The 12,257-nt window shown below is 61.3% G+C and carries 17 protein-coding genes; 8 read left to right on the forward strand and 9 right to left on the reverse strand.

Annotation, left to right across the window (positions count from 1 at the left end; all coding sequences use genetic code 11):
• The first annotated feature begins 12 nt into the window (after window positions 1-12).
• The 4 genes from traC to VGN93_RS14110 are packed head-to-tail and all read left to right on the forward strand — an operon-like array spanning window position 13 to window position 2,938.
• Window positions 13-309, forward strand: a complete 297-nt coding sequence (traC, locus tag VGN93_RS14095; protein ID WP_064334767.1) for a conjugal transfer protein TraC — start codon at window positions 13-15, stop codon at window positions 307-309.
• Between the two features lie 4 nt (window positions 310-313).
• Window positions 314-529 carry a type IV conjugative transfer system coupling protein TraD gene (gene traD / locus VGN93_RS14100; protein ID WP_064334766.1) on the forward strand — a complete coding sequence of 72 codons (216 nt, stop codon included), beginning with the start codon at window positions 314-316 and terminating at the stop codon, window positions 527-529.
• The gene (gene traG / locus VGN93_RS14105) at window positions 516-2,438 is read left to right on the forward strand and encodes a Ti-type conjugative transfer system protein TraG (protein WP_064334765.1); all 1,923 of its coding nucleotides are present in this window, start codon (window positions 516-518) and stop codon (window positions 2,436-2,438) included. The genes traD and traG overlap by 14 nt, the downstream gene beginning before the upstream one ends.
• Complete coding sequence (locus tag VGN93_RS14110; protein ID WP_242224983.1) at window positions 2,435-2,938, forward strand: thermonuclease family protein; 504 nt, start codon at window positions 2,435-2,437, stop codon at window positions 2,936-2,938. Before traG ends, VGN93_RS14110 begins: the two co-directional genes overlap by 4 nt.
• 92 nt (window positions 2,939-3,030) lie before the next feature.
• Here VGN93_RS14110 and VGN93_RS14115 read toward each other — a convergent pair whose 3' ends face one another.
• Both VGN93_RS14115 and VGN93_RS14120 read right to left on the reverse strand, forming a co-directional pair.
• Window positions 3,031-3,216: a hypothetical protein gene (locus VGN93_RS14115; RefSeq protein ID WP_064334764.1), complete on the reverse strand. Its 186-nt coding sequence runs from the start codon at window positions 3,214-3,216 to the stop codon at window positions 3,031-3,033.
• A 658-nt stretch (window positions 3,217-3,874) separates the two neighbouring features.
• Window positions 3,875-4,249 (reverse strand): winged helix-turn-helix transcriptional regulator, encoded by a 375-nt coding sequence (locus VGN93_RS14120; protein WP_064334763.1) that lies wholly within the window; start codon window positions 4,247-4,249, stop codon window positions 3,875-3,877.
• A 167-nt stretch (window positions 4,250-4,416) separates the two neighbouring features.
• Between VGN93_RS14120 and VGN93_RS14125 the strand changes: the two genes are divergently transcribed.
• From VGN93_RS14125 to VGN93_RS14135, 3 genes are all read left to right on the forward strand, one after another.
• A complete protein-coding gene (locus VGN93_RS14125; protein ID WP_064334833.1) occupies window positions 4,417-5,430 on the forward strand; it encodes a zinc-dependent alcohol dehydrogenase family protein in 1,014 nt (337 codons plus the stop codon).
• A gap of 66 nt (window positions 5,431-5,496) precedes the next feature.
• Window positions 5,497-6,477 (forward strand): LLM class flavin-dependent oxidoreductase, encoded by a 981-nt coding sequence (locus tag VGN93_RS14130; RefSeq protein ID WP_064334762.1) that lies wholly within the window; start codon window positions 5,497-5,499, stop codon window positions 6,475-6,477.
• A gap of 12 nt (window positions 6,478-6,489) precedes the next feature.
• Window positions 6,490-6,993, forward strand: a complete 504-nt coding sequence (locus tag VGN93_RS14135; protein WP_064334761.1) for a DUF1993 domain-containing protein — start codon at window positions 6,490-6,492, stop codon at window positions 6,991-6,993.
• Between the two features lie 368 nt (window positions 6,994-7,361).
• Here the strand turns inward: VGN93_RS14135 and VGN93_RS14140 are convergent, their stop codons facing one another.
• Both VGN93_RS14140 and VGN93_RS14145 read right to left on the reverse strand, forming a co-directional pair.
• Window positions 7,362-7,799, reverse strand: a complete 438-nt coding sequence (locus VGN93_RS14140; protein WP_084438746.1) for a type II toxin-antitoxin system VapC family toxin — start codon at window positions 7,797-7,799, stop codon at window positions 7,362-7,364.
• Entirely contained in the window at window positions 7,799-8,047 is a 249-nt protein-coding gene (locus tag VGN93_RS14145) for a type II toxin-antitoxin system VapB family antitoxin (RefSeq protein ID WP_064334760.1), read from the reverse strand. Before VGN93_RS14145 ends, VGN93_RS14140 begins: the two co-directional genes overlap by 1 nt.
• A 195-nt stretch (window positions 8,048-8,242) precedes the next feature.
• On the opposite strand from VGN93_RS14145, the gene VGN93_RS14150 reads away from it, so the two are divergent.
• Window positions 8,243-8,584 (forward strand): WGR domain-containing protein, encoded by a 342-nt coding sequence (locus VGN93_RS14150; RefSeq protein WP_084438745.1) that lies wholly within the window; start codon window positions 8,243-8,245, stop codon window positions 8,582-8,584.
• Window positions 8,585-8,626: 42 nt separating this feature from the next.
• Here VGN93_RS14150 and VGN93_RS14155 read toward each other — a convergent pair whose 3' ends face one another.
• From VGN93_RS14155 to VGN93_RS14175, 5 genes are all read right to left on the reverse strand, one after another.
• Entirely contained in the window at window positions 8,627-8,800 is a 174-nt protein-coding gene (locus tag VGN93_RS14155) for a hypothetical protein (protein WP_168169021.1), read from the reverse strand.
• Window positions 8,801-9,144: 344 nt separating this feature from the next.
• Window positions 9,145-9,312 carry a hypothetical protein gene (locus tag VGN93_RS14160; protein ID WP_168169020.1) on the reverse strand — a complete coding sequence of 56 codons (168 nt, stop codon included), beginning with the start codon at window positions 9,310-9,312 and terminating at the stop codon, window positions 9,145-9,147.
• A 197-nt stretch (window positions 9,313-9,509) separates the two neighbouring features.
• The gene (locus VGN93_RS14165; protein ID WP_327507974.1) at window positions 9,510-9,683 is read right to left on the reverse strand and encodes a hypothetical protein; all 174 of its coding nucleotides are present in this window, start codon (window positions 9,681-9,683) and stop codon (window positions 9,510-9,512) included.
• Between the two features lie 269 nt (window positions 9,684-9,952).
• Entirely contained in the window at window positions 9,953-10,450 is a 498-nt protein-coding gene (locus VGN93_RS14170) for a hypothetical protein (RefSeq protein WP_327507975.1), read from the reverse strand.
• Window positions 10,392-12,257, reverse strand: coding sequence for an integrase (locus VGN93_RS14175; RefSeq protein WP_327507976.1), 1,866 nt, complete (start codon window positions 12,255-12,257; stop codon window positions 10,392-10,394). The genes VGN93_RS14170 and VGN93_RS14175 overlap by 59 nt, the downstream gene beginning before the upstream one ends.

Consider the following 12,257-nt stretch of genomic DNA (forward strand, 5'->3'; position numbering starts at 1 on the left):
GACCAGTCGGAGATGAAAAAGCCTTCCTCCAAAATCCGCGAAGAGATCGCCAAGCTCCAGGAGCAGTTGAAGCACGCCGAGACACGCGAGGCCGAACGTATCGGCCGCATTGCGCTCAAGGCCGGTCTTGGCGAGATCGAGATCGACGAGATGGAGCTTCAGGCGGCATTCGAAGAACTGACGAAGCGGTTTCGCGGAGGTAAGGCTGCTGCAAGCGGAGGGAAGAAAGTCGGTGAGGGAGGCAGCGGTGCGGCAACGACCGCGCCGGACACACCTGGCGCGGCTGCGGGCTGCGCTGGCGAGGCTTGAGCGGATGAACCGGACGACGACATCCGACGCGCGCAAGAAGGATACGCGCGAGAAGATCGAGCTGGGCGGCCTGATCGTCAAGGCCGGCTTGCGGTATGAAAAGCGGGCTCTGCTGCTCGGCGCACTGATCGAGCTGCGCCAGCGGCTCGAGCGTGACGCCGGCGAGCGGCCGCGGCTCACCGCCCTTGGCGCGGAGGGCTTCGGCAATGAAGGCGAATAGGGTGGCGCTCGTCGTCGCGCCGATCGCGCTGATGATCCTCGTCACCATCTCCATGGTTGGGATCGAGCATTGGTTATCCGCCTTCGGGAAAACAGATGCCGCGCGCCTCACGCTGGGGCGCGCCGGCATCACCTTCCCCTACGTCGCGGCTGCGGCCATAGGCATCCTCTTTCTGTTTGCCGCCGCAGGATCGGCCGACATCAAGTTTGCCGGCGGCGGCGTCACCGCCGGGAACGTGGTGACGATCATGATCGCGTTTGTGCGCGAGGCGATCCGCCTTGCGGCGATCTCGGCCGACGTAACGCAAGGCAAATCGGTGCTTTCCTATCTCGATCCCGCCACCATGCTCGGCGCGGGCGCGGCGACGATCGCGGCGGGGTTCGGATTGCGCGTCATGCTGAAGGGCAATGCCGCGTTTGCCCGAGCCATGCCGCGCCGCATTCGCGGGAAACGCGCCCTTCATGGCGAAGCCGAATGGATGAAGATGCCGGACGCACAAAAGCTCTTTCCCGATGTCGGTGGCATCGTCATCGGCGAACGCTATCGTGTCGATACGGACACCGTCGCCGCGCAAGCGTTCCGCGCGGATCGGCAGGAAACCTGGGGCTCGGGCGGCAAGTCACCGCTGCTCTGCTTCGACGGTTCTTTCGGCTCCAGCCACGGCATCGTCTTCGCCGGTTCGGGCGGCTACAAGACGACGTCCGTCACGATCCCGACCGCGCTCAAGTGGGGGAGCACGCTCATCGTGCTCGACCCGTCGAACGAGGTCGCGCCGATGGTCCTCGACCATCGCGCCAGGTCCGGGCGCGATGTCCACATTCTCGATCCGAAACGCCCGGAGATCGGCGTCAATGTCCTCGACTGGATCGGCCGGCACGGCGGGACGAAGGAGGAGGACATAGCCTCTGTCGCGTCATGGATCATGAGCGATAGCGGCCGGGCAAGCGGCGTGCGCGACGACTTCTTCCGGGCGTCGGGCCTGCAACTGCTGACCGCGCTGATTGCCGACGTCTGCCTGTCCGGTCATACCGAAGAGAAGGACCAGACCTTGCGCCAGGTTCGCAAGAACCTCGCCGAGCCGGAGCCACGGCTTCGCGAACGCCTCCAGACGATCCACGAAAACTCGAAATCCGACTTCGTGAAGGAGAACGTCGCCGCGTTCGTCAACATGACGCCGGAGACCTTTTCGGGCGTCTATGCGAATGCGGTGAAGGAAACGCACTGGCTTTCCTATCCGAACTATGCGGCGTTGGTGTCCGGCTCCAGCTTCACGACGGACGATCTGGCCGCCGGCACGGTCGACGTCTTCATCAACATCGACCTGAAGACGCTGGAGACGCATTCCGGTCTGGCACGGGTGATTATCGGCTCCTTCCTCAACGCGATCTACAATCGCGATGGGAATGTCGGCGGGAGGGCGCTGTTCCTCCTCGATGAGGTAGCACGTCTCGGCTATATGCGGATCCTCGAAACCGCGCGGGACGCAGGTCGCAAGTATGGCGTCACGCTCACGATGATCTACCAGTCGATCGGCCAGATGCGCGAGACCTATGGCGGCCGCGACGCGGCGAGCAAATGGTTCGAGAGCGCGAGCTGGATTTCCTTTGCGGCGATCAACGACCCCGAGACGGCCGACTACATCTCGAAGCGATGCGGCACGACGACGGTGGAAATCGACCAGATGAGCCGCAGCTCGGCGGCGAAGGGAACGTCGCGCACGCGCTCGAAGCAGCTGGCCGCCCGCGCCTTGATCCAGCCGCATGAAGTGCTGCGGATGCGCGGCGACGAGCAGATCGTCTTCACCGCCGGCAATCCGCCGCTGCGATGCGGCAGGGCGATCTGGTTCCGACGCGCCGACATGAAGACCTGCGTCGGCCAGAACCGATTCCATGGAGCTGCGAAACCATGAGAAACATTGGAACGCCGCTTGCAGTCGCCGCCGCGCTCGCCGCGGGCGTTGGCTGGGTCATGACCGGCGAAGGGCTCGGTCGATCGGATCGTCCGGCATCGTCCGTTCAGTCGTCTTCCGTCGTCGCCAGCGAACAGGATGACCTTTATGCGCAGTTCACGCTTTGCGGACATTCCGCCCGCGTGAACTGCGTGGTGGATGGCGATACGTTCTGGTTCCGCGGCGAGAAGATCCGTATTGCCGATATCGACGCGCCGGAAACTTCCGAACCGCGTTGCAACGCCGAGCGACAGGTCGGCCAAGTTGCCCGCGATCGACTGCTCGACATGCTCAATGACGGTGCATTCTCATTCTCCACGGTCGGCCGTGACAAAGATCGGTACGGTCGCATGCTGCGAACCGTGTGGCGATCGAACATCTCCTTCGGCGAGCAACTCGTCGTGGACGGACTTGCCGCGCGCTGGAACGCGCCGCGGCGCAATTGGTGCGCGCACGATTGATTGCGCGGATGCGTCGCAAGGACGCCTGCATCGGCGCCAACGCGAAGACGTCCAGCTCGGCGGCCCCGAGCTGGACGTCTTGCTCGATCGGCTCAGTGGGCCGAACGCCGATCATGGGGATTGTATTCGTGGATGATATAGAGATCGTCACCATCGTCGATCTCGTCGCTCGGAACGACGCCGTACTCGCCGCCGGCGCGGAAGAGGGTGACGGGAACCATCAAGGTCCGGGAGAGGTCGAAGGCGTGGTTCTGGGCGAGGGAAAGATCGTGCGACATTTTTGAGGCTCCATCCGGAGCGGGCCAATTCCCGCTGATGGCTCCTCGAAGGTCCGACCACGGTCGCGATCACCGTGAAGGCTTGCCGGAGCGGCCGCACGCTGGCGTAGCGGACCCTTTATGGGTTGATCGTAGAAGATCCGGGGATGGATCAGGACGCCATCACCAGAAAGCGGGATTGGGTCGCCTCTGGATCGAGCAAGGTTTCGCGCGATCGTTCTTCCTCATCGACGAGCCCCTCGCTCCTCGACCCCAGAGTTCCCGTCACCCTCTTCCGCGGCGGCATCGAGTGCGCCAAACCCATCGGCTCGATGCTGACCCGCCGCCTGACGTCAGCGGCCTACGCCCCGAATACTCGGCCTGATACAAGGACGACGATCGCATGTCAGCCCCACCTCTCCCCGTCCTTGAGCTCAGCGCGTGATGCGCATGGGAGAGGGATAGGGGTTAGCGCGCGCGGATGCCAGGAATGTTATCAGATCGGCGACCTCATCGGGTTTTGCCGGTCAATGCAAGCCTACGCGATGGCCGATCGCCTGCGGAATCCCGTCGCGTCGCCCCTCAAGCAGCGCCGCGAGTACAACCGACCAAATGAAGTCCATTCAATGGAGCCCGATATCAAACAAGCCGTCGTCCGACGACCACGTGAGATCCGGCATCAACGTTCCTGTGGCACCCCACCGCGCATCTCGCACTTGAGAAATGCCCAATCGATCAATGTCTCGATGGATGGACCGAGTGCTAGGCCGAGCTCGGTCAGCGCATATTCCACTTTGGGAGGCACCTGCGGATAGACCGTCCGGGTAACGATCCCGTCTTTCTCCAGCTCCTTGAGCTGCTGGATCAGCATTTTCTGGTTCACGCCCACGACGCGCTTTTCGAGTTCCGAGAAGCGAACCGGTGCCTTGGCTGCGAAGAGCTGGACGATGATGACGATCTTCCACTTTCCTTCCAGCACCCGCAGGGTTTCGCTCGTCGCGGCAGCCCATAGAAGCTGCTTTTCGTGATCGTCAGACTGCCAGTCTCGTTTCATAACTTACCTTTTGGTGAGTACCACACCAAAAGGTGTGTTCTTGTTATCCCGATAGGCTACCGCTATTTTCGGGTCCAGTAAATAGCCAGTGAAATCCGTGCTCGGCCAACACATCCGTTGGTCTCGGGTTTGGAATAGCTGTGCCGATCGAAAGGACGATTGAGACGATGAAGGCCATACGATGGACGGCTGGTGACAAGCCAGGCCTGTTGCTACACGACGAAGCCATGCCAGACCCCGGCCCGCACGAGGTTGTCGTAAAGGTTCATGCGGCGTCCTTGAACTTCCGCGACCAGGCAATCCTCGACGGTGCGTATGGCGGTCCGACGAAGCCGAATGGCGTGCCTTTGTCAGACGGGGCCGGTGAGGTGATCGCGGTCGGCCGCGAGGTCAAGCGCACAAAGGTCGGCGATCGCGTGTCGGCATCCTGCTGCCAGCACTGGATCGGTGGACCTGCGCGTCCGGAGTATCAGGCCGACAGCCTGGGCATGACGACGGACGGATGGCTGGCGGAGACCATTCTGCTGCACGAGAACGCCATCGTGCACCTGCCGGACTACATGTCCTATGCGGAGGCGGCGTCGCTTCCGTGCGCCGCCGTCACAGCCTGGACGGGGCTTAACCTGTCGTCGCCCCTTCAGGCGGGCGAGACGGTGCTGGTTCAGGGCACCGGCGGCGTGGCGCTGTTCGCGCTGCAGGTCGCGAAGATGTTCGGCGCGAAGGTTCTCGCGATTACCTCGTCGGACGAGAAGGCGGAACGGCTTAAGACGCTGGGTGCCGCCGCCGTCGTCAACTACCGGTCCCATCCGGAATGGGACAAGGAGATCCTGGCCCTGACGGACGGGCGAGGCGTCGACAAGACCATCGACATCGCAGGCGAGAAGACGATCGTGCAGTCGGCGGCCGCGACCCGAAACGGGGGCGACATCTCGCTCGTCGGGTTCACCAGCGGCTTCGGTGGCGGTTTGCCGCCGATCGACATCCTCGCCAAGTCGCTTCACGTCGCCGGCACATCGATCGGGTCGCGGGCGAGCTTCGAGGCACTCTTGCGAGCCATGGCCTTGCACGAGGTGCACCCCGTCCTGGATCAGGTCTTTGCGTTCGCGGACTACCAGTCCGCCTATCAGCGCCTGAAAAGCGGCAACCACATCGGCAAGGTTGTGATCGATGTCACGCGTTGAAGCGATCGTATGCCTCGGCGGGGCGGCTGCACTCGCCGGCCGCGCTTCCGAGAGGAACCCTACACGATGATCCGACTGTCCATCCTCGAACTCGGACGCGTCCGGCAAGGGTCCGATCGTCGCACGGCGCTTGATAACGCGCGCACGCTTGCCCAGCATGCCGAGCGCTTGGGTTTCCAGCGTTTCTGGGTAGCCGAGCATCACAACTCACCGGCGGTCACCACGGCAGCGACGTCGGTTGTCGTGTCTCATATCGCGGCAGGTACGACGACGATCCGCGTTGGTGCCGGCGGCGTCATGCTGCCCAACCACGCGCCTTATGTCATCGCGGAACAATTCGGAACTCTGGAAACTCTCCATCCGGGCCGTATCGACCTGGGGCTCGGTCGCGCCCCCGGCACCGACCAGACGACCTTGCGTGCGCTGCGGCGGGACCCCGGCAACGCGGAAAACTTTCCCCAGGACGTACTTGAGCTGCAGGCGTTTCTCGCCCCCAAGGGCGAAGCGCAGCGGATAGAGGCGGTTCCGGGCTCCGGAACCAACGTGCCGTTGTGGATATTGGGTTCAAGCCTTTACGGGGCGCAACTCGCCGCCGTGCTCGGTCTTCCTTATGCCTTCGGGTCGCAGTTTTCCCCTCATTCACTTCATCAGGCGCTTGAACTCTACCGGGGTAATTTCCAGCCCTCGGAGCAACTGCAGAAGCCCTATGCGATGATCGGGGTCAATGTGATCGCGGCGGAAACGGATGACGAGGCCCGCATTCTCGCAACGTCCCAGCAAATGACATTCGCCGATATGTTCCGGGGCATGCCAAGCCTGCTCAAGCCACCCGTGGACGATATCGAAGCCTACTGGACGCCGCGGGAGAAGGCGCAAACCGAACAGATGCTGAGCTGCAGCGTGGTGGGCAGCGCCGAAACCGTCCGCGCGGGGCTCAAGCAGCTTGTCGCCGACACCGGCGCCGATGAGTTGATGATCGTCTCCGACATCTTTGACTTCGGCAAGCGCGTGCGCTCGCTCGACATAACAGCCCAGGCTGCAACCTAACGAAGGACCTTCATGATGTACGCGCAAATCACGCAATTCACCAAAATGCTCCACACCCTTTCCCGTCTTCTTGATAAGGCGGACAAGCACGCCGAGGCACATAATTTTGCGCCGGAAGTTCTTCTGAACGCGCGTCTTTTACCAGATATGCTGCCACTCACAAGCCAGGTTCAGATGGCATGTGATACGGCGAGGCTCGCCACCTCAGTCTTGGCCGGCAAACAGATTCCGATTTTCGACGACAGTGAGAAAACGATCCCGGAACTCAAGGCTCTGATCGAGAAGACGATCGCGTATGTCTCTTCAATGAAAGAAAGCGATTTTTCCGGTTGGGAAGAAAGAAGAGTTGCTCCTCCGGGCTGGGCCGGAGCTTTCCTCGGAAAGGATTATTTCTACCAGCATGGCGTTCCAAATTTTTATTTTCACATGGTTACGGCATACGCGATCCTTCGGCACAAAGGCGTTCGGATCGGAAAGATGGACTACATCGGTCAGCTACCTTTCCTGAGGCAATAGCTGCACCTTCACGGTCCCATGATCCTTCAAGATTCCGGAGGCGCTACCTCCGGAGCTCCGTCACCTCGTCCCTGAGTAAGAGTCGATCACGGCAGTGCGTTCTCGTCATCGCCGTCGTACTGCAGAGAAGTCCCTCGTCATCCGATTACAGGTCAACGCTTCTTCACGTGCTGGTAGCGCCATCGATAGGAGACCTCAGCGTTTGGTTCTTTTCGAACAATTCCACGGCAGAATCTCCTTGATCCGGCCGGATTCCTCTTGCGAGATATGGGCGTCACCCGGATGGGAGGAGACCGCTTGCGGGCTCCGGGAGCGCAGCGAATAGCACACGGTCGCCGAAGGCGGCTCGCCCTTGTCAATCATCGGCGTCAGGCGATTTCGATGTCGGTTCTGGAGAAGTCGTCGCCCTTGAACAGGAGAGGCAAGCGGTATTCCCTGGCGCAGGCATAGACGAAGCAGTCTCCCATGTTCAAACGCGCCGGATGGGCAACGAATTTGCCGAAGGTGCGCGCCGCTTCCACGGCCTTGCGATGCGTTGTGCCGCTGATGGTCAACTCTCTGACCCGCAGCGCCTCCAGCAGGGCATCGACATGGCGCTGGGCCTCGTCAATGATCGCGGGCGGAATGGGTGCCTGATTGCCGTGCTGCTCGTTGGCGATCCGCCGCGCGAGGCTTATGACCGCCTCGAACACCGTCATCGACGAGCAATAGATCGGCTTGGTCGCGCGTTCGAGCTTGGCGACAAGATAGCCGGCTTCGTCTTCCTTAGTGAGGATCGAGATGATTGCCGAGGCGTCGAGATACATCAGGCGTCCCACATGTCGTCGCTGAAAGCCTTCATGTCGAAGGGCTTCGGATTAGGGCCGAGCTGCGCCGCGACCTCGTCCTGAATCTTGCGAATGCGCTCTACCAGGGGTATGGTTTCCTTCGCACGCGCAAGCTCGTTTTCGAGAGCGCGGCGGACGGCCTCGGTCTTGTTGGGGGCATTGGTCAGCTTCTGGACCTTCTTCGCCAGCTCGTCGACATCGCTGTCTCGGATATAGAGGGAAGACATCGGACTTTCCTTCTTCGTATATTCCTCACTGAATATACGAATATTCTATATGGAATATACAGTCACTTCAAGCTGCGAGATGTGGGCGTCACCCGCATGGGCGGAGACCGTATACGGGCTTCGGGAGTGCAGAGACTAGCACGCGGTCGCCGAAGGCGGCTCGCCCGGATCATCCCATAGGCATCCATCAAAGGAATGAATCATAGGAGACCGACCGATTCAGAACTGTCGTTGGACACCGATACCGTGGTCGGCGACGATTCCGCCATGATCACCCAGCCCTACCAGCTTTATGTCGAGCGCACCGAGCCATCGAAGAACATGGCGCGATATTACTCCATGACCATCGAGCCGACGCTGTTCGGAACGGCCTGCCTGACACGGCGATGGGGACGTATCGGCAAAATGGGCCAGGAAAAGGTGCATCATTTCCAGCGGGAAGAAGATGCCGTCCATCTTTTCCTCGACGTCCTGCGCCAGAAGCGGGCACGCGGCTACCGACCGGCGGGGACAAACCGAGCGATCCGTACTGCATGAAGACGGCAAAGAGGCACGCGCAGGCGGGCCTCGCCGGACGCCTCATCGGCGTCGGTTCCAGTCGGTCTCGAAGGCGACTTCGATCTCGACGAAGAACGGGATCTTGATCGCGATCTTCAGGCCGAGCTTGCCCTTGCGGAAGAAATGGGCGGCGACCTTGCCCAGGGCTCGGAGGCGGCGACCGGTGGCGGTGAGGAATTTGGCGAGTTGGCGCATGATCTCTACTCCTTTCGATAAGCTGTCATTGCGGGGAAAGGCGGCAGCCCGGAGAGGCGCGCTGCACCGGGACGGCCGCAGCGGACGCGGAGGACCAGGCGGCGCCTGAATTTTGTCGCGCGAGGAGCCGCAGGCGGGGAAAATTCTGGAGGCGGCGGGTTGCGGCGCGCCGGGAGGGCTGCAACATCCCCGATGCTGATGACAGGGCATCGAAAGGAAGGAGCGGCAACCGGCTTTCCCTCCTCCGATCGCTTCCCTCCCGCCTGGAAAGGCGGAGCAGAGCTTCGCGCCGGTTGCGCCGGTCGATCCGGCGCGGCTGGCCCATCGACACGGCAGAAACCGCCCTAGAAGGGCGGCTCGGCGCTGATGCGGCCGTCCTGTTCGGCCAGGATCGTTTCTCGTTCGGCCCGCGCCAGGCCGAGTTCGGCCTCGATCTGGCGGCGCTCCGCGGGATCGGCGTTGCGGACTTCGGCTTCGAGTTCCAGGATCGTGCGGTCGAGGTCGTAGGTCATCGTCGTCTCCTTGACGTTTTGTGAAAGACGACGCGCGCGGTCATGGTGGCAGGCAGGGGTCAAGGATCGCGGAACGCGACCGGCGGAGCCGGCGAGTGGGGGAGCCGAATTTCTGCGCGGCCCGCAAGGGACGGGACTGAAATTTGGGGGAACCGCCCTTAGGTCTTAGTCAAGCGTCCTGTTTGGAGAAGGCGCCGTCATTCTGGCGGCTCCTCGTCTGCCATGATGGCGTCGAATGCGCTGTCGAGCGATTCCTGTTCAGCGAGGAGCTTCGCGAGTTCAGCTTCGCTTCCTGCGCGCTCGGCAGGCGTAAGGATGCAGGCGGCAAGCTCGGCGCGCAGCTGCTGGATTTCGTCGTAGATGGTAAGCATGTCTCTCTCCTCTGTTTGAAGACGAGAGACGTGCACGATGACGGAGCAGTTCGGGTCGAGGATCGCCGCAGGCGACCGGCGGAGCCGGCGAGTGGGGGAGCCAAAATGCGCAGCATTTTGGGGGTACCGCTCGTGCTCGAGGCGGGCTGATCCGGCATGGTAGAATGGGATATCTGAAGTAACGGACTTTGGGTTCCACGGGCTCGGACCCCAAAAGCCAACCACTTGCTCATCCGATCAAGGACCGGGGGATGCTTCAACGCGATCAGTCATGTCGAGCTAAACCGGCGCACTCTGCTGATCTCCTGTACCAGTTTGGCGTTCTGCTTTTCCAGTCGGGCAACAGCCTTTTCGGCATCCAGAACACGCTTCAGCAGGCTGGCATTCTCGGTCGCGAGCAGCCGCCTTTGCTCTTGGAGCTCATGCATCGAAGCTCGAAGTCCCGGTATGTCAGATTTGGGAGGCGGTCGCTGAGTTCCGAGACGCGGTGGATTTGCGGATGCCAATTCTTCGAGGAAGCTGCTGTGCTCGGCATAGATCGTGTTTCGGCTGACCTGAGCTTCTCGCGCCAGTGCAGCCACTGTGATCCGGGTGGTCCGCCCTTCCGACGAGGCCTGTGCAACAAGCCGATCCATCGCCTGCCGAATGCGGCGCTCGGTATTTCGATGACGCGCTTCATGAGATTTCAGCTTCGCGAGCTCTTCTGTGCTATTCGTCATCGTCTTCGCGACCTTGTTGAAGTTCTCCCAGAATGCGGTCGCATTCATCGATCCTTGCCTTTGCCAACGCACGGCTGTCATCATCGAGCATCGGATGTGCCAGAAGCCGCGCATTTTTCTCGCGGCGTTCCTCCCATACCGGCCGATGCTTTTGCGTTACCGCAAAATTGCTGCAGGTGGCACAGATGCTCTGTGTTCTGATGACCGGGTTCGGGCCTCGATCATCACCCAGGCACGAGGCGCTTTCGCGACGATAGACGCAGTAGCCCCAATCGCAATGACCGAGCCGCATGTCGGTTTCTCTCAGGATGAAGTCTACATAATCTGCAACATCTCCGTCTCGTGTACGTCCACGGAAGCGACTGTGCGCAGAGATCACTCGTCCGGCACTGCCGGCTGCCGTTGCCGTAGTCAGCAAATCCTCAAGCGCCGTCCTTGTGTCGTTCGAGGTCTCCGTATCGATCAGATCGGTCAGATCAAAGTCCGTCCCGACATAGCCTTTGTCGGTCATTGCTCTGGTTACGTGGCCGAAGTGCGAGGCAAGGGCGTCGAGGCCGGTACGGTCACGCCGACCGACAAAGCGCGCGAAGGTCTTTCGCCCCTGATGGGTCGTCAGATGCCACGGCCGTTCGTTATGAAGAGGCAGATTTACAAAGGATGCAAATGGTCCGTTGAGCCGGTCAGCCAGCCCGGATGATCGCGGGATGGCCATCCCGCCGCGGCCAGCCATCGCCGACAACCATAATTCCTGCCGATCCATCCGCTGGCGGATGGGAGCAGATAGGCGTTCCAAAACAGTCACGGCCCGCACGACAGGGTCCGGCGCCACCCATTGATGCGGCGTTCCGTCCGTGCCAACGGCTGTTTTGTAGATCCGGCCGCTCAGATAAGCGAAGGTTTCGGTGCCATCGGCAGCAGCATGCCGCTCGATGCATCCAGCCCGCAGGCCCAAGATTTCCGAGGCTCGCGCACCGACAAGATAGGCGATGACGACAAAGCAGGCGTCGTAAATCCGGGTGACCAGGAATTGCACCAACTTCATGGTCAGCACGGGCACCGTCCTCCAAGGAGGAGCTTCCCCGGGCACCGTCGCGAAGCGGAAGCTATCAAGGCAAGCGCGCATGTGACTCTGTCGCGCCTTATATCCAAATCCGCTCGAAAGGGCTTGCCCGTGGGCCTCCTCGGCTCGTTCCCGCAGCGCGATTATGTCGTCGGCTGGCGTGCCGATGAGACGTAATGCTGCCGAGACAAGAGGAACGGCAATAGCATCCGGCGTATAGGGCATGGACTTGGACAGTTGCCCGGGTCTCAATGATCGAGAGCCGGTTATCGGATCCAACAAAGGTTCAGCCGGCGCGTCGGGAAGATAATCTCGCTGTAAATAAAGAAGGTCCAGAATCCGGATATAACCGACCGGGGTCACGGTCTCCGATAAGAGACGACCGCCACGGCCTGGACGTTGGTAGACGACGCCGAGAAAGCGTTGAGCTGCATCACGGTCGAGGTCGGCAAAGCATCGATAGCCTTCGGCGACCATCCACCGGATGAGAACGCGCAGGGTCTGGAACCTTCTGACAAGCGTCGTCCCCCTTGCACGGCGCCGACCAGGCGGCGGCGTTACGCGTAACGACCAGAGAAAGCGCCGCGCAGCCTCGCGCCAGGGGTCCCATATTTCATCAGTAAATCGGCTTCCATCTTCAAACGCTATGCGCCAGTCGATGAGGAGATCGGCAGGTGTCGTTCCCGGAACATCGACATCCAGTTGCCAGATGAGATCCGACCACATCGATATCGTCGAGATACGGACTTCCTGATTTCGGGTCCGCTGATCCGTATTTACAGGTTGAGCTACCAT

This window comes from Shinella sp. (assembly GCF_035998705.1).
In the GTDB taxonomy this organism is placed as follows: domain Bacteria; phylum Pseudomonadota; class Alphaproteobacteria; order Rhizobiales; family Rhizobiaceae; genus Shinella.

Bases quoted from the DNA above. Each gene is read 5' to 3' on its own strand.
- traG (WP_064334765.1), top strand. From the start codon at position 516: ATGAAGGCGAATAGGGTGGCGCTCGTCGTCGCGCCGATCGCGCTGATG.
- VGN93_RS14125 (WP_064334833.1), top strand. From the start codon at position 4,417: ATGAAGGCCATACGATGGACGGCTGGTGACAAGCCAGGCCTGTTGCTA.
- VGN93_RS14110 (WP_242224983.1), top strand. From the start codon at position 2,435: ATGAGAAACATTGGAACGCCGCTTGCAGTCGCCGCCGCGCTCGCCGCG.
- VGN93_RS14130 (WP_064334762.1), top strand. From the start codon at position 5,497: ATGATCCGACTGTCCATCCTCGAACTCGGACGCGTCCGGCAAGGGTCC.
- VGN93_RS14160 (WP_168169020.1), bottom strand. From the start codon at position 9,312: ATGACCTACGACCTCGACCGCACGATCCTGGAACTCGAAGCCGAAGTC.
- traD (WP_064334766.1), top strand. From the start codon at position 314: ATGAACCGGACGACGACATCCGACGCGCGCAAGAAGGATACGCGCGAG.
- VGN93_RS14165 (WP_327507974.1), bottom strand. From the start codon at position 9,683: ATGCTTACCATCTACGACGAAATCCAGCAGCTGCGCGCCGAGCTTGCC.
- traC (WP_064334767.1), top strand. From the start codon at position 13: ATGAAAAAGCCTTCCTCCAAAATCCGCGAAGAGATCGCCAAGCTCCAG.
- VGN93_RS14155 (WP_168169021.1), bottom strand. From the start codon at position 8,800: ATGCGCCAACTCGCCAAATTCCTCACCGCCACCGGTCGCCGCCTCCGA.
- VGN93_RS14150 (WP_084438745.1), top strand. From the start codon at position 8,243: ATGAATCATAGGAGACCGACCGATTCAGAACTGTCGTTGGACACCGAT.
- VGN93_RS14170 (WP_327507975.1), bottom strand. From the start codon at position 10,450: ATGAATGCGACCGCATTCTGGGAGAACTTCAACAAGGTCGCGAAGACG.
- VGN93_RS14140 (WP_084438746.1), bottom strand. From the start codon at position 7,799: ATGTATCTCGACGCCTCGGCAATCATCTCGATCCTCACTAAGGAAGAC.
- VGN93_RS14115 (WP_064334764.1), bottom strand. From the start codon at position 3,216: ATGTCGCACGATCTTTCCCTCGCCCAGAACCACGCCTTCGACCTCTCC.
- VGN93_RS14120 (WP_064334763.1), bottom strand. From the start codon at position 4,249: ATGAAACGAGACTGGCAGTCTGACGATCACGAAAAGCAGCTTCTATGG.
- VGN93_RS14145 (WP_064334760.1), bottom strand. From the start codon at position 8,047: ATGTCTTCCCTCTATATCCGAGACAGCGATGTCGACGAGCTGGCGAAG.
- VGN93_RS14175 (WP_327507976.1), bottom strand. From the start codon at position 12,257: ATGGTAGCTCAACCTGTAAATACGGATCAGCGGACCCGAAATCAGGAA.
- VGN93_RS14135 (WP_064334761.1), top strand. From the start codon at position 6,490: ATGATGTACGCGCAAATCACGCAATTCACCAAAATGCTCCACACCCTT.